Annotated in this window: 18 protein-coding genes and 2 pseudogenes; 13 read left to right on the top strand and 7 right to left on the bottom strand. The window is 51.7% G+C overall.

The window, feature by feature from the left end; all coding sequences use genetic code 11:
- Positions 1–2: 2 nt before the first annotated feature.
- The 4 genes from KNO61_RS10155 to KNO61_RS10140 form a co-directional block, all read right to left on the bottom strand.
- Positions 3–770 (bottom strand): ABC transporter permease, encoded by a 768-nt coding sequence (locus KNO61_RS10155; protein ID WP_074035973.1) that lies wholly within the window; start codon positions 768–770, stop codon positions 3–5.
- Positions 770–1,471: an ABC transporter ATP-binding protein gene (locus tag KNO61_RS10150; protein ID WP_214873110.1), complete on the bottom strand. Its 702-nt coding sequence runs from the start codon at positions 1,469–1,471 to the stop codon at positions 770–772. Before KNO61_RS10150 ends, KNO61_RS10155 begins: the two co-directional genes overlap by 1 nt.
- Positions 1,472–1,569: 98 nt before the next feature.
- Positions 1,570–1,725, bottom strand: a complete 156-nt coding sequence (locus tag KNO61_RS10145; protein ID WP_214687420.1) for a hypothetical protein — start codon at positions 1,723–1,725, stop codon at positions 1,570–1,572.
- A gap of 125 nt (positions 1,726–1,850) precedes the next feature.
- Positions 1,851–2,567, bottom strand: a complete 717-nt coding sequence (locus KNO61_RS10140; RefSeq protein WP_078147525.1) for a GntR family transcriptional regulator — start codon at positions 2,565–2,567, stop codon at positions 1,851–1,853.
- A 174-nt stretch (positions 2,568–2,741) separates the two neighbouring features.
- On the opposite strand from KNO61_RS10140, the gene KNO61_RS10135 reads away from it, so the two are divergent.
- From KNO61_RS10135 to KNO61_RS10115, 5 genes are read left to right on the top strand one after another with little or no spacing between them, the layout of a single operon-like run.
- On the top strand, positions 2,742–4,061 hold the full coding sequence (locus KNO61_RS10135; protein ID WP_214873108.1) for a 6-phospho-beta-glucosidase: 1,320 nt from the start codon (positions 2,742–2,744) through the stop codon (positions 4,059–4,061).
- The gene (locus tag KNO61_RS10130) at positions 4,058–5,377 is read left to right on the top strand and encodes a PTS sugar transporter subunit IIC (protein WP_214873106.1); all 1,320 of its coding nucleotides are present in this window, start codon (positions 4,058–4,060) and stop codon (positions 5,375–5,377) included. The genes KNO61_RS10135 and KNO61_RS10130 overlap by 4 nt, the downstream gene beginning before the upstream one ends.
- Positions 5,374–5,706 (top strand): PTS sugar transporter subunit IIA, encoded by a 333-nt coding sequence (locus KNO61_RS10125; protein ID WP_084156011.1) that lies wholly within the window; start codon positions 5,374–5,376, stop codon positions 5,704–5,706. Before KNO61_RS10130 ends, KNO61_RS10125 begins: the two co-directional genes overlap by 4 nt.
- Positions 5,703–5,996, top strand: coding sequence for a PTS sugar transporter subunit IIB (locus KNO61_RS10120; protein ID WP_012727190.1), 294 nt, complete (start codon positions 5,703–5,705; stop codon positions 5,994–5,996). The genes KNO61_RS10125 and KNO61_RS10120 overlap by 4 nt, the downstream gene beginning before the upstream one ends.
- Positions 5,953–6,684 (top strand): carbohydrate deacetylase, encoded by a 732-nt coding sequence (locus KNO61_RS10115; protein ID WP_240499852.1) that lies wholly within the window; start codon positions 5,953–5,955, stop codon positions 6,682–6,684. The genes KNO61_RS10120 and KNO61_RS10115 overlap by 44 nt, the downstream gene beginning before the upstream one ends.
- Positions 6,685–6,719: 35 nt before the next feature.
- Here the strand turns inward: KNO61_RS10115 and KNO61_RS10110 are convergent, their stop codons facing one another.
- Complete coding sequence (locus KNO61_RS10110) at positions 6,720–7,280, bottom strand: AAA family ATPase (protein WP_078147530.1); 561 nt, start codon at positions 7,278–7,280, stop codon at positions 6,720–6,722.
- Positions 7,281–7,414: 134 nt separating this feature from the next.
- On the opposite strand from KNO61_RS10110, the gene KNO61_RS10105 reads away from it, so the two are divergent.
- Positions 7,415–8,578, top strand: coding sequence for a hypothetical protein (locus tag KNO61_RS10105; RefSeq protein WP_214687425.1), 1,164 nt, complete (start codon positions 7,415–7,417; stop codon positions 8,576–8,578).
- A gap of 11 nt (positions 8,579–8,589) precedes the next feature.
- On the opposite strand, the gene KNO61_RS10100 is transcribed toward KNO61_RS10105, so the two are convergent.
- On the bottom strand, positions 8,590–8,754 hold the full coding sequence (locus KNO61_RS10100) for a hypothetical protein (RefSeq protein WP_214683581.1): 165 nt from the start codon (positions 8,752–8,754) through the stop codon (positions 8,590–8,592).
- Positions 8,755–8,773: 19 nt separating this feature from the next.
- Positions 8,774–8,998, bottom strand: coding sequence for a hypothetical protein (locus KNO61_RS10095; protein ID WP_078147532.1), 225 nt, complete (start codon positions 8,996–8,998; stop codon positions 8,774–8,776).
- Between the two features lie 533 nt (positions 8,999–9,531).
- On the opposite strand from KNO61_RS10095, the gene KNO61_RS10090 reads away from it, so the two are divergent.
- The 7 genes and pseudogenes from KNO61_RS10090 to KNO61_RS10060 all read left to right on the top strand — a co-directional run.
- Complete coding sequence (locus tag KNO61_RS10090; RefSeq protein ID WP_214873104.1) at positions 9,532–10,407, top strand: hypothetical protein; 876 nt, start codon at positions 9,532–9,534, stop codon at positions 10,405–10,407.
- A gap of 85 nt (positions 10,408–10,492) precedes the next feature.
- Positions 10,493–10,861: pseudogene (locus KNO61_RS10085) on the top strand (helix-turn-helix domain-containing protein); the annotation flags it as partial.
- A gap of 161 nt (positions 10,862–11,022) precedes the next feature.
- Positions 11,023–11,457, top strand: coding sequence for a LytTR family DNA-binding domain-containing protein (locus KNO61_RS10080; protein WP_251030815.1), 435 nt, complete (start codon positions 11,023–11,025; stop codon positions 11,455–11,457).
- Positions 11,450–11,860, top strand: a complete 411-nt coding sequence (locus tag KNO61_RS10075; RefSeq protein ID WP_214873100.1) for a DUF3021 domain-containing protein — start codon at positions 11,450–11,452, stop codon at positions 11,858–11,860. The genes KNO61_RS10080 and KNO61_RS10075 overlap by 8 nt, the downstream gene beginning before the upstream one ends.
- Before the next feature lie 15 nt (positions 11,861–11,875).
- On the top strand, positions 11,876–12,805 hold the full coding sequence (locus tag KNO61_RS10070) for an ABC transporter ATP-binding protein (RefSeq protein ID WP_078147536.1): 930 nt from the start codon (positions 11,876–11,878) through the stop codon (positions 12,803–12,805).
- The gene (locus tag KNO61_RS10065) at positions 12,802–13,545 is read left to right on the top strand and encodes an ABC transporter permease (protein WP_214811025.1); all 744 of its coding nucleotides are present in this window, start codon (positions 12,802–12,804) and stop codon (positions 13,543–13,545) included. The genes KNO61_RS10070 and KNO61_RS10065 overlap by 4 nt, the downstream gene beginning before the upstream one ends.
- 223 nt (positions 13,546–13,768) lie before the next feature.
- Positions 13,769–14,751: pseudogene (locus tag KNO61_RS10060) on the top strand (IS3 family transposase); the annotation flags it as partial.
- Positions 14,752–14,770 lie beyond the last annotated feature (19 nt).

Below are 14,770 nucleotides of genomic sequence, written 5' to 3'. Positions count from 1 at the left end.
CCTCATTTCCCCTTCCGATAGGTCAGTCCGATATACTGCATCTTCTCGTTGAACAAACGTGGGTACGCCAGATAGCCGACGAGCGTCGCCGAGATCGAGGCAGTCGTCAAAATCAAGAACAGGATCAAGAGTTGATACAAGACCGCTTCCATCGGGTCGGCTCCTCCGATGATGAGTCCGCTCATCATTCCCGGTAGCTGGACGAGTCCCATCGTCTTTTGGGCCTCGACGGTCGGGATCATACTCGTCCGAATCGCATTCTTCAAGCTGCGGTCGATGGCCACTTTCGGCGTTCCGCCGAGCGAGAGAATGAGTTCGATGACATCGTCACTCCGCTCGACCTCGTCTTTGAACTTATTCAAGAACAGGAGTGACAACACCATGCTGTTCCCGATGACCATCCCGCTGATCGGAATGACTTTTTCCGGCTCAAATGGGATGATACCAAGCCCGAGCATGAGTCCCATCGTCAGCGCTTCGATCGTCACGAGCGTCAAGACGATGATCCACATGATACCCGGAATGCCGTCCCCTTTCCGTCGAATGTTTTGTGTCGCGGCGACAATCATGAGTAGGATCATCAACAGCATGAAAATCGGACTGTCGCTCTCAAAGACGAACGTCAGGATATAGCCGATGATCAGCAGTTGAATGATGGAGCGGACGGTCGCAATGATAATATCACGCTCGAGTCCAAGTCGTAGGACGAGTGTCAAGGCGAGCGGGATGACGACGAAGATGAGCGCCGTCGCGAGTTCAATATATGACATCAATCTTCCCCCCTGACGAATCGTTGGATGACGGGATTGTCCGACTCATCGATGAACGATGCGTCCCCAAATGCAAGTAGTTCCCCGTCCTTCAAGAACCACATGTCGTCACTTACCCGCCGTGCCTGGTCGAGATCATGGGTGATCCAAATGACGGTCACGCCGTACGATTGTTGCAGTTTTCGAATGAGTCGCTCGATCTCTTTCACCGTTCGGTAATCTAGGCTCGCCGTGATCTCATCGAGCAAGAGCACGTCCGGTTTATTGACGAGCGTTCGTGCGATGGCGACCCGGCTTCGTTCCCCACCCGACAGTGATTTGATGGGTTGGTCGAGGAGCGCCTCATTCAAGTCGACGCGATGGAGCAATTCGGCAGCCCGGTCGCGGTCAAGTGTCTCGTCGAAGATGGCTTTCGGGAGATTCAAGTTGTCGTACACCGTCCCTTGAATCATCGGCGCGCTTTGGAACGCCATCCCGATTTTCTTTCGAAGTTCGAGGATGTCCATCTCCGCGATGTCTTCCCCTTTAAAAAGAATCGTGCCCGTGTCTGGTGACAGCAATCCGTTGATATGCTTCAGACACGTCGTCTTGCCGGCACCGCTCGGTCCGACGAACGTTGTGATTCGTCCTTCCCGGAACGTCCCGGACACCTGGTGCAGGATGTCTTGATGACTCACATCTTTGAATTCAATGATTGACATGCTTCTCTCGCCTCCTGGTTCTAGTGTACATAAAGTCAGGAATCGACTGCATCCAATATGTATGGGGAAAGTTTATACACGATATTTATTGATAAAAATTACATCCCCATTAAATAAAGCATCGCAAGTTGTCCTACAGCAATAACTATCGGAACCATCGAGAGTATGGATAACCATCGCTTCTTCATCACAACACTGATTCCCAACAACAATAGTCCGAAAATCAAGACACCGAAGATGGTAAACATCGTCACATAATTCACTCCCTCTACTCAATTTGATAGTATGTATCTTCTGTTTTTCGACTTCATACCCTTTTTAAATCACTAGATAATAAAAGCGCTCGACCGTTTCCACACGAAACAGTCGGGCGCTTTTGTTAATTATACTCCCGTTCGATGACAAAGCTCGTCTTGTCTCCGCGGAAGTAGGAGCGTGAGTATTCAATCGCTCGTCCCGACTCATCCTCTGTCACCGTCTCGATATGGAAGCACGGTGACCCGAGTGGACAGTCGAGGAGTGCACTCACCTTCTCGTCAGCTAAGGCAATCTCCAGTGCCTCTGTCGTCTTGGCGACATGAACGTCGTGAACCTCGGCGAGTGTGCGGAAGAGCGAATGCTCCGCCTGTTCCTTCGTGATCCCCGGTGCAATCTGCCACGGGATGAACGAGACCTCATACTGCGTCGGTTCCCCGTCCGCATGACGGATCCGCTCAATCTTCTGGATCGGGGCATTGTCTTCCGCTTCAAACACCGATGCGATTTGACCAGACGCCGAGATGACCGAGATGTCGATCAAGGCGACTTGCCCACGTTTTCCTTGGACGGCGAGCTGGGCCGCATAGTTGTTCGGCGTGTACGACAACGTCTGTTGTACTTTCTTCCCGGCTACGAACGTCCCGCGTCCTTGTTGACGGACTAGATAGCCTTCCATCGTCAACTGGTTAAGTGCGCCCCGTACCGTCGTCCGGCTCACATCGAACTCCTCGCAAAGCGCGTATTCGGTCGGAAATTTTTCCCCTTCTTTATAGTGCCCACTTTTGATGCGGGACAGCAGTTCATCCTTGATTGCGGTTTGGAGCGTCGATTGCGACATGTCTCCATCTCCTTTACGTTGGGTTGGTTCCTTTATTGTGATACAGCAAGCATACAAATGCAAATACAAAAACTAATTTGTATTATTTGTATTTTTTATATTGCCGAAAGTTGTATCATTTGTTATATTTGTTACGACAAAAAGAAATCGCTTTCAAAAGGAGGAGTTGGCACCATGGCAGTCAAGGTCGTCATCATCGGCGGTGGGTCCAGTTACACCCCGGAAATCATCGAAGGATTGATTGATCGACAGGCAACGTTCCCCGTTCGGGAGATCGTGCTCGTCGATATCGAAGAAGGGAGGGAGAAATTAGAGATCGTCGGTCGTCTCGCCAAGCGGATGATTGAGAAGGCAAAGGCCAAGATCACACTCAGTTGGACGCTCGACCGAAGAGCCGCACTCGTCGGCGCAGATTTTGTATCCACACAGATTCGGGTCGGTGGACTCAAGGCACGTGCGCTCGATGAACGCATCCCGCTCAAGCATGGCTTCATCGGGCAAGAGACGAACGGCGCAGGCGGATTATTCAAAGCGTTCCGTACCATCCCCGTCTTGATCGACTTGGCAAACGAAGTCGCCGAGATTTGTCCGGACGCCTGGCTCGTCAACTTCACCAATCCGGCGGGCATCGTCACCGAGGCCGTACTCAAGCACTCATCTCATAAGAAGGTCATCGGTGTCTGCAACATCCCGTTCAACATGCGAAACTCGGTCGCTGAGATCCTCGAGACGCCTGTCGAACGAGTCGCGATTGAATTTATCGGATTGAACCATTTCGTCTTCGGTCGTCACGTATGGGTCGACGGTGTGGACCGGACGAGTGACGTCCTCGCCTCGCTCAACGCAGGCAACGACTACTCGCCGGCGAACATTGTCGGGCTCGGTTGGAGCGAATCGTTCCTATCGTCACTCGGCATGTTACCGAACCCGTATCATCAGTATTACTTCCAGACGAAAGATGTATTGAAGAAAGACCTCGAGGCGTACGAACAAAACGGCACCCGTGCCGAAGTCGTGCAACAAGTCGAGGCCCAGTTGTTCGAGAAATACAAAGACGTCGATCTCGCCGTCAAACCGGAAGAGCTTGAAAAACGTGGAGGCGCCTACTATTCTGACGCTGCCTGCAATTTGATGGACTCGATCCATAACGACCGCGGTGACATCCAGACGGTCAACACGCTCAATAACGGCACGATTCGGGATTTACCAGACGACGCGGTCATCGAAGTGAACGCCGTCATCACGAAGTCGGGGCCTCGCCCCATCTCCATCGGCGCGTTGCCGCTGCCGATCCGTGGGCTCATCACGAACTTAAAAACGTTTGAACAGCTCGCCATCCAAGCGGCTGTATCTGGCACGTACGAGGACGCCTATCTTGCCTGCCTCATGAACCCGCTCATCCAGGACGAGAAACGGATCGACCCGCTTCTCAAAGAGCTGTTCACAGCGCACGAGGCGTACCTACCCCAATTTAAAAAGGAGGTTTACTCATGAATAAGTTTATTGAAATCGCGGGACGTATCGGGTCCCAAAGGCACTTAGTCGCCATCCGTGACGGATTCGTTTCCGTCATGCCACTCATCATCGTCGGGTCGCTCGCGGTCCTCATCAACAACTTCCCAGCCGTCAACATCGGTGGTCTCTCGCTCGACTTCGTCGGTTCGATGAACAACCTGTTCGGCGAAGGTAATTGGCAAGGGCTCGGTGGTAGCATTTGGAACGCGTCCTTCGCGATACTCGGGCTCCTGATCGCCTTCTCCATCGGGTATAACTTGGCCCGTTCATACGGGATTGACGGGCTCGCGGCGGGGATCTTGTCGCTCGCCTCGTATATCATGCTCGTACCGGTCACTGCTGACTGGGGTCTCAACTTCGCATGGCTCGGCGCACAAGGTCTCTTCGTCGCCATCATCGTATCGATTGTCGTCACAGAAATGTTCCGCTACCTCATCAATACGAAACTGACGATCAAGATGCCAGAAGGTGTACCAGGTGGGGTCACACGTTCATTCCAAGCGCTCATCCCATCGATGATCATCTTGACGGTCGTCGCAGGATTCCAGCTCTTCATGACGCTCGTCGTCGAACTTAGTGTATTTGAAGTCATCTTCAAAGCGATTCAAGAACCGCTCCAAGGATTCGGTGACTCACTCCCGGCTGCCTTACTGATTGCCTTCTTGAACCACATCCTTTGGTTCTTCGGGCTTCACGGGACGAACATCATCGGCTCGGTCATCGAACCGGTCTATCTCCCGCTCATCGAGCAAAACTTGGCTGCCTTTCAAGCCGGAACGTCAGCGTTTGATGTACCGTACACGGTCACAAAACCGTTCTTGGATGCGTTCGTCTTCATGGGTGGATCGGGTACGACGTTCGCGCTCTTACTCGCGATCTTCATCGTCGTCCGCAAACAACGGAATCACCCGTATCACCAAGTGGCCAAACTGTCGACACCAGCCAGTCTCTTTAACATCAACGAACCGGTCATCTTCGGTCTTCCGATCGTATTGAACCCGATCATGCTCGTACCGTTCATCTTAGTGCCGGTCACGCTCACGATCATCTCGTACGTCGCACTCTCGACAGGCATGGTTCCGAAGACAGTCGCCATCGTCCCTTGGACAACGCCACCGATCATTAGCGGCTATTTGGTCACAGGCGGTAGCGTTCGCGGCGTCTTGCTCCAAATCGTCAACTTGTCGATTGCGACAGCGATGTATATTCCATTCGTCATGGCAGGAGCGAAGGCGATGACAGCCGAAATCAATAAAAACAAATCTGCTACTGAGGAAGGAGAAAAGATTTCGTGAAAACCGAAACCATCCAAGAACTCTCGTTTATGATTATCTTACATGCCGGAAATGCACGCTCCTCTGCATTCGAGGCTATCGCTGCCGCGAAACGCGGTGAAGCGGACGAAGCGGCGGCAAAGTTGAAAGAAGCCGATGCGGCCTTCTTGGACGCACACAAGCTACAAACGGAGCTGTTACAAGAAGAGGCACGGGGGACGACGAGCGACATGAGCGTCCTCCTCGTCCACGCACAAGACCACCTCATGACGGCGATGACCGTGAAAGAGCTCGCCGTCGAAATGATTGACATGATCACCCGTTTGAATCGATTGGAGGAAACGACATGAACATCTTACTCGTCTGCTCGGCAGGAATGTCGACATCAATCTTAGTGGAAAAAATGCGGAAAGAAGCTGCCGCACGCGGACTCGACGCATCCATTGACGCGATCCCCGAGTCGCGCTTGAAAGAACAGTCGAACGTCGACGTCATTTTGATCGGCCCTCAAGTCCGTTACCTCGAAGGCAAAATCAAGTCGTCCGTCGACGTACCGGTCGCGGTCATCGATAACATGGCGTACGGGATGATGAAAGGTGACCTGGTCCTCGACCAGGCACTCGGTCTCGTCAATGCCTAAAACGTTCGTCCTCGTCAACGCTGATGATTTCGGATTGACGACAGGTGTGAACGCCGGCACCTTGGAGAGTCATCTGAATGGAATCGTCAATTCGGCGACGATGATCATGAACGGGTATGCCGTCGAGGAAGCGGTCAGACTCGCGAAACAACATTCGTCGCTCCGTGTCGGGGTCCATCTCGTCTTATCTTGGGGCAAACCGCTCGCCGACACGAGCGCCCCTCTCACGAAAGAAGACGGCACGTTCCGCTACACAAGCCGTTTCTTGACTGAAGACTCACCTGACCCGGAGCTCGTCTATCTCGAGTGGAAAGCCCAAATCGAGGCGTTCCTTGCGACCGGACTTCCGCTCGACCATCTCGACAGCCACCATCACATTCACGGTTGGCCGGTTCTGCACGACATCATCATTCGTCTCGCTGAAGAATATGACACGACGTTTCGGGCCTTAACGACGCTCGGGTCACGCCGAGACTTGTGGGTGACCGAACGGTTCAGTGATCAGTTCTATGCGGACGGTGTCTCCCATGCGACGCTCGACGCCATCGAACCAGGTGGATCCATCGAAGTGATGGTCCATCCGGCCGACCTCGATGATTGTCTTCCGAGCGTCACGTCTTACCTCGAGCCACGCCTCCTCGAAAAACAGGTGTTGGTCGACTATGAACGCCCCGATTGGTGGGCATGACAAAAGCGGGTTCCCTTTCACGGGGACCCGCTTTTTCATAGGTCGAATGCTTGTTGAATCTGCGCCGCCGTCTCTTCCGGACTTAAGTTCGTGTTATCGATCCGAAGATAGTGCTCGACGTCTAATTCTCCCGGACGTGAGTTCAATCGATACATCGTCGCCGTCTGCTTCAGTTCTGCCTCGGACCAGGCGATGTCACGCTTCGACGGTTTATGGGCAAGACGGTTCTCCGTCGTATTGCGCGCGAGGCGCTCTTCCATCTCGGCCTCGAGCTCGACGTAATAGATGTCCGCCCCGTGTGACTCGAACAAATCCGTCACTTTCTTCACGTAATCCCAGTCCTCCTGCATGTCAAACGCCCAGACGAACGTGAAAATCATGCCGGGTAGATCACTCTTGGCGACCGATTCGAACAGTTCTTGACGAAAGTGTTGGACGAGTCGCTTCCCTTCCGGCGTCCCGTAATTGAAGAACGGTCCGACGAGGTCGATCGTCATGTGGTTATGGAATAATTTCAGTCCGGTTTTGTCGGCGAGCGCCTGCCCGACCGTCATCTTGCCGACGGCTTGCGGACCAAATAAGATGATGAATTTCATTGGATTTCCCCCTACATCTTTTGAAGATTTTATCATGTGACTTAAAATGTGTGACCCCTCCAAAATATTTGTTTACCTCTTTCCAAATGAAGGAATAAGCATAGCATCGAACTTTATGGAAAGAAGGTGCCCCTGTGACTTGTCCCCACTGCGGAAAGAAGACACGATCGAAAACGGTCTGTCCGACGTGTGGCCGCCGCTCACGTCGCACGATTTGGTTATTTGCCACCCCATTCGCTATCGCACTCATTGCCTTTGTCACCTTCATTGGAAACGCCTATTTCACGGACATGCTACGTTCGACCGACTCGCTCGCCGATCAGGTCAACTTGCCGATTGGGGAAGATACGGTCTCCGCTGACGAAGCGACACCGGTCGACTTCGCCGCACTACAAGATAGCCTCTTCACCGTCAGTTACGGGACGGGATTTTTGGTGAGTTCACGCGATGTCGTCACAGCGGCCTCGAATGTGGCTGGATTGACGAATATCATCATGTACCATGAAGGGCAGGCCGTCTCCGGTACCGTCGTCGGTCGGACGAAGCTCATCGCTGTCATTCGAATCGAAGAGACGGAGAACACACCGTACACCCTCACGCAAGCGATTGCAGCAGAGGATGAGACGTTGATCACATTGACGATGCAAGAACGAATCAACGGAACGGTCACATTCGCCGAGAACGGCTATAGCCGAAACTTTGAATTACCTCGTCATGCGTATGGCAGTCCACTCCTTTCAGCATCCGGGCGAGTCGTCGCCATCCATTTGCGAGGAATCGCCTTGCCGACCGCACTATTTGAGCAAGACATCCGGACGTTCATCGCAAAAGATGCACCGGCACCGCCACCTATCGAACTCGCACCGGTCGAACCGATCAAACCAGATTTGACAGAAGAACCGGTCGTCGTTCCGGAAGCACCCCCTATTCCCGAGGCGCAACCTGAAATCCCACCGGCCACTGAACCGGAGGCGCCGGTCGAGGAAGAAGTCGAAGAGGAAGTTGTGGAAGAGCCCGAACCGACGACACCGGAAGTGACGCCGGAAGAGCCTGCGGAACCGCCAAGTGAACCAGAGGAACCGACGGACCCACCGGAAACGGAAGAGCCGATTGAAGACGATCCCCCGGTGACGGAGCCGGAGGAACCGACCGAACCGGAAGAGCCAACGAAGCCAGAAGAACCGACGACGCTCGAAGCAGACGGGGATGAGGACTCCATCGTCGAAGAAGACATCGTCGAAGAAGATTCAGAAGAACCGATTGAAGAGGAAAACGACACGAGCACCCCATCTGATTGATGGAGTGCTCGTTATTCGTCACGTGTGAAGCGTCGTTGGAGATTGCCGAGCACCGCTCCTAATGCCAGAAGCAGAATCGACAGCGCCCAGAACGGGAGCGCATCTTGCAACAACCAGACGACGAGGGCACTGAAGCCGACGACGGCTCCGAGCCATAGAAAGTTCCGTTGTCCCATGTCATTCACCTCGTCCTCATCATAACACAACGATTCGATATGCCGTTGTTTGTGGCGGCAAGGAGCGTGTCAATCGTTCATCATGCTCGACTCGAACCTGTTGTCCGACGAGAAGCGGTGTCTCGTCCAAAAGAGGTCTCGCTACATGAAACACGATGCCATCAAACGGTTCCGCTTCCCGCGTCGGCGTGACGCGGATTTTTTCCTCCATCACCTCTGCGACATATCCAGTGAACGTCGCCATGCCTTCCCCCTCCTTTCCAGTCCTACCTTTCTATTTCCCGTTTTTACAAGATTTTACGAACGGGAAAGCCCATATCGGACATAGCCCGCCTTTAGGCATGGGATGAGAGTGAGTTCGGATGTGAAAACATCCGACGTTCGGGTATACTTATCCCATAGACAAGAACAAGTCTCTAAAACGCCTGTGTCCATCGCCCCTTGAAAATCGTATACGGTTCGGTCATGAAAACATATGACCGGTAAAACGATGCCTGTCGTCATGCAAAAGACGCTAAAACATCAGATGGACACACCTGCAACGACCTGTGGTGGATGGTAACAGTCCACCAGCCTGAGAATCTATATGATCTGTCTCAGGAGGGGTGATGGCACACCCTCATCTGGAGGTTTGAGCAAAACAGAAATGGACTGCGCTCGCACAAGCACTTCAGAATCCCACGGTTTTAATCGTTGGAGTGTCAAAAAAGATGCTACTCGCCTGTTACAAGAACAAGTATAATAGAGCGACACCAGTACTTGTGAGGAGGACACCCTATGACACAAACGATCGATTTACACACCCCAGAATTCCAGCGCACGTTCCTTGAGATGATGCTCCTCGCAGAATTAACAGAAGCTTATAACGCTGAAGCCATCAATGACATGGCAACACGTGGCGAGACCGCATTCCCGGATGACCCATTCTTCCCGGCGATGCGCGCTTATCCATACATTCGAGAAGGTGACACTGATTCGGCCAAACCGTGGCTCGACAAAGCGAGCGCGCTCGGCGATCACTACATTCTTCATATGTTGAAAGGGTTCGTCAGTGAAGACACCGGGTTCACGTTCGAAGCGGAACAACACTTTCTCCGTGGCGTCGAACGCTATCCGGACGTCCCGATCATGCATCGCGCCCTTGCCGTCCACTACTTCGACCGCAAGTTCCATGGCGAGGCCGGTCTTCATATCATGAACTATGTCCGACTTGCCGGATTTGGTCCGGACACCGTCCCGATGTTGCTCGAATTTTTCCAAGTGTATGACAACATTCCGCTCGATATGGTCGATGAACTGATGAAGACTTCGAGCGGTTACTTAACATTAAATCCGCATGACCCGCATGCCCATTCCTTATACGCGTCTATGTGTAGCCATCGTTTCGCTGCACTGACGGCCGAGTTGAAGGACGATGACCCGCTTACCGACGAGATGATTTGGATGCTCCTAGAAGTCGAGAATCACGGGATGTGGAGTGCGACTTATGACCGCAGTGAAGAGCGGATGTTCCGTCACATGTTCGCGGAATACGTCGACAACGTCATTCTTCCGAACACGTCGCAGCTCTATGTGTGGCGCCTTCGGTTGCGTTACTGGACACGTCGCCTGACACACCGCTTCACGGGTGGTTACTCTGTACCGACGTCATGAAAAAACATCACGCCAGCGTGATATGCTCCCCAATAGGTAGACAGATGAAATAAAAAATCTGTTTATCTATTGGGGAGTGTTTTTTATGGCGAGAAGTCGGCATACGATCGAACAAAAATTGAGTGCGCTGCGCATGATGGAAGAAGAAACATATACTTGGAAGGAAATCATGGGGGCTCATGGGGGCTCTAGGCACACCCTCCAGGTGTGGAAAGTGAAATTCGATACCGGTGGGATCGATGCGTTGAAGGAATCGAAGGCATGGAAATCTTACACCAAGGAACTGAAAATCGCGGCCGTCCGCGACTATCTCGATGGGTTCACTAGAATGGAGGTACTCTCCAAGTATTAGATCAGTGATTGGTCTGTTCTTCGTAAATGGATTAAGAAGTATACTAGTCATAGCGAGTTAACAGATTCGAGAAAAGGAATGGATCGAGCTATGACAAGAGGAGGGGCGTTCATGCAACAAATTGTGCATGTCAGGCTCCCGTTTTTGCAACTCATACATAAACATACACCAATTGTGACTTTTTCTAACATACTGTAAAAGAAGAGAAGGAGGCCTCCATGAAAATCAAAATTGATATTGACCCGGCCCACGAAGACACTCCCATGGTGACCATCCAGGCAAGCGAGTGGACCGAAGAAGTAGAGGCGATTGTGCGGCATCTGAAGGAACTCGATAAATCAGAAGGTTCACCGAAGCGACTTGTAGCTGTAGACGGCGAGGGGTCTGTGATCTTGCAGCCGAGTGAGATTGACTATGTCTATTCGGCAAATCGAAAGGTGTACGCGCAGATGCAGACGAAAGCGCTAGAGTTGAAGCTCAAACTATATGAACTAGAAGAATTCTTGACCAACTACAGCTTTATTCGCTTCTCCAAATCGGTCATCGGCAACATGGACCGGATTGACAGATTCGAACTATCGTTCAACGGAAATCTGTGTGTCTTTTTTAAATCCGGTAATAAAGAATACGTCACACGAAGCTATGTGCAGCATCTGCGCAAGCAATTAGTGGAAGGAGGTGGCGGCCGTGGTGAGTAAATTGATTGTCCGTATGTTTGGTGGATTTGGTGTAGGGGCTGTGGTGACGCTCATTGCGCTTGTTGTACTGAATAATCCCGAAGATACCGTTTCTTCTCACCTGATTGCTCTGAACTTACTCGGCAGCATGTTGATCGGTGCGTACTTTAGCATAAGCGCTTTATTATTCGAAAGAGACGAATGGAGCATGTTGAAGCAGACCTTGTTTCATTATGTAACGTCGCTGATTGTGCTGTTTCCTGTCTTTACTTGGCTCACAGGTTGGGTTCCACTCACACCACGTTCACTTGCCATTGGATTTTTATTTTTCACAATCACCTACATCCTCAACTGGCTCGGCTGGTTTACGTACTTTAAGCAAATGGAAAAGCGCATGAATGAATCCTTGCAACAACGAAAATAAAGGGAGGGAACAAATATGATCGAGATTCAAGGCGTCCGCAAGAACTATGACAAACGGCAAGCGCTTGACTCAGTAAACCTCGATATACCGAGGGGAAGCTGCTTCGGTTTGGTCGGCCCGAACGGAGCAGGAAAGTCGACGCTCATGAAGATTTTAGTCGGTGTGGTGGAAGACTATGAAGGAGATGTCCTTGTGCAAGGAGCACCATTTAAACAGAATGTCACAGCCATTAAACGGCGCATCGGTTACGTCCCGCAAGACATCTGTTTAGAAGAGACGTTGACGGCGCGTGATAACTTGCTGTTCTTCGGAAGGCTGTATGGGTTGAAGGGTTCTAAGCTTCAAGAACGCATACAACAGGTACTCGCACTAATCGGTTTAGCTGATCGAGAAAAATCCCTTGTCCGCACCTTCTCTGGAGGGATGAAGAGGCGATTGAATATCGGATGTGCCTTACTTCATGATCCGGACATCATTGTACTCGACGAGCCGACAGTAGGCGTCGATCCTCAGTCACGTTGGGCCATCTTCGAATTGATTCATGACTTGAAAAGGCAGGACAAGACGATTCTTTATTCCAGTCATTACATGGAAGAAGTGGAGCAGTTGTGTGACACGATAGGGTTTATAGACCAAGGAAACGTCGTCGAATACGGAACCATGCAAGAGGTTCTCGCCAAACACCGACACGCGGCCATCTATTTGGAAGGTCCGTCCGTGACGCGAGAAGGGTTAAACGGATACGAGGGTGTGACTGCGCGGGATAAGGGGTTTGTGATTGAGAGTGCAGAACCTTTACGTCTTCTGGAGCGGATCGCCAAACAGTTTGCCGCTGAGGGCATCATTCCGGAACGCCTTGAACTCAGTCAAGCGAAGCTCGAGGACATCTTCTTCAAGCTGACTGGCACGCATTTACGCGACACGAGACAGGAGGGAGTGCAATGAACGCGATTGCCTTACTAGAGCTGAAAAAGAAGACACAGGATAAGGGACTATGGTTTTGGACATTTCTGTTACCCATCATCTTCATCGTCGGCTTTATCACGATATTCGGAGAGAGCATGGGTGCAGAGCCCGAGCAACTTGTCGTCCAGATCGTGCCGGGGTATACAGTCATGTTCTCGTTCTACATCATGATTTCCATCGTCATCGCGTTTATCAAAGATCGCGACAGTGGCATGACGGCGCGTATGGCCAGTACACCATTGTCGCGGATGGAGTATTTCCTTGGCAAATGGTTGCCGTTCGTCGCAGTGGTCTTGTTACAGATCATCGTGCTGTTCGGGTTTGGTGTAGTTGTCTATGACCTTCCTCTCGGCGACCCGGTGGCGCTCGCTGTACTCTCTGTCGGCCTGGCATTTGTTGCGACAGGCTGTGGAATGGCGATGGCAGTGCTCGCCAAGACGGAAAACATGGGAATTGCTCTCACGCAAGTCATTGCTCTCGGTGGTGCAATGCTCGGTGGTCTCTGGATGCCCGTTGAATTTATGCCGGAGGTGATGCAGAACATTGCGAGGTTCCTACCACATTACTGGGCACTGGAAGGCTACAAGACCGTGCTCTTGGAGCAAGGTACTCTACTAGATGTTTGGGCATCTCTAGCAATTCTTGTGGTTTTCGGAACAATTTGTATCGTCACAGCGCTCGTATTCTATCCGCGGTACTTGAGGCAGGCGAAGAGTTAAATGAACAAAAATCAACCCCAGGGGTTTTTGAACTGCTCCCCGTCAAGTAGACAGTAAAAAAGAAAAAAGGGTAGACCTAAGCTGCGACCTGGTATCGATACTGATATGCTCCCCAATAGGTAGACAGATGAAATAAAAAATCTGTTTATCTATTGGGGAGTGTTTTTTTATGGCGAGAAGTCGGCATACGATCGAACAAAAATTGAGTGCGCTGCGCATGATGGAAGAAGAGAAGCTTAAGCGCCGTATCCAGCAAATGGAACTTGAGAACGAACTTCTTCGTGCGGACATCTTGTTTCTAAAAAAGTTGGAGGAGATCGAGAGGAAGTCGTGATCAGCCAGGTACGGCTACAGCAACGATATATCGCCATCAAAGAATTGAACGAAGAGGAGGCCCTTTCGATCGTGCTCCTCTGTCGAGTCGCCGACATCTCACGGGCGGCCTATTACAAATGGTTGAATCGTACCATACCGGTGCGTCAAGAAGAGAACGAGAAGCTTCTGGAGGACATTCGTCTACTCTATGACCAGGCGAACGGCACATACGGGTACCGTCGGATCACGATGACCATCAATCGGCTGCGCCGGCAACAGAGCCTGTCCCCGTTCAATGAAAAGCGGATCTATCGCTTGATGCATATCCATGGGATCCAATCGATCATCCGCCGGAAGCGGAAGAGACATAAGAAATCAACGCCACAACATGTGGCCGAGAACCTGATGAACCGAGAATTCAGTGCATCCCGGCCAGACGAGAAATGGTGCACCGACGTCACCGAGTTCAAATACGGCGCCGGGAAGAAGGCCTACCTGAGCGCGATCATCGACCTGTATGACGGCTCAATCGTCGCCTATCGCATCGGGAGGTCCAACAACAACGGGCTCGTGTTCCATACGATGATGCCAGCCATCGCGGGGATCCGTACAGGAGCACGTCCGATGATCCATAGCGACCAAGGGTTCCAATATACCTCGAGAGGGTTCAAACGGATGGTAGAAGACGCGGGAATGACCCGAAGCATGTCCCGGGTCGGACGTTGCATCGACAATGCGCCGATCGAGAGTTTTTGGGGCACCTTGAAAGTGGAGATGTACTACTTGCGTGAGTTCCAAGCATATAGCGAACTCACATCGGCCATCGAGACCTACATATCGTTCTACAACCACGATCGTTTCCAGAAACGACTAAACGGCTTGAGCCCTGTCTACTTGACGGGGAGCAGTT

It is taken from the genome of Exiguobacterium sp. s140 (assembly GCF_018617035.1).
Classification (GTDB): domain Bacteria; phylum Bacillota; class Bacilli; order Exiguobacteriales; family Exiguobacteriaceae; genus Exiguobacterium; species Exiguobacterium profundum.
This window is presented reverse-complemented; position numbering and strand designations above follow the sequence as displayed.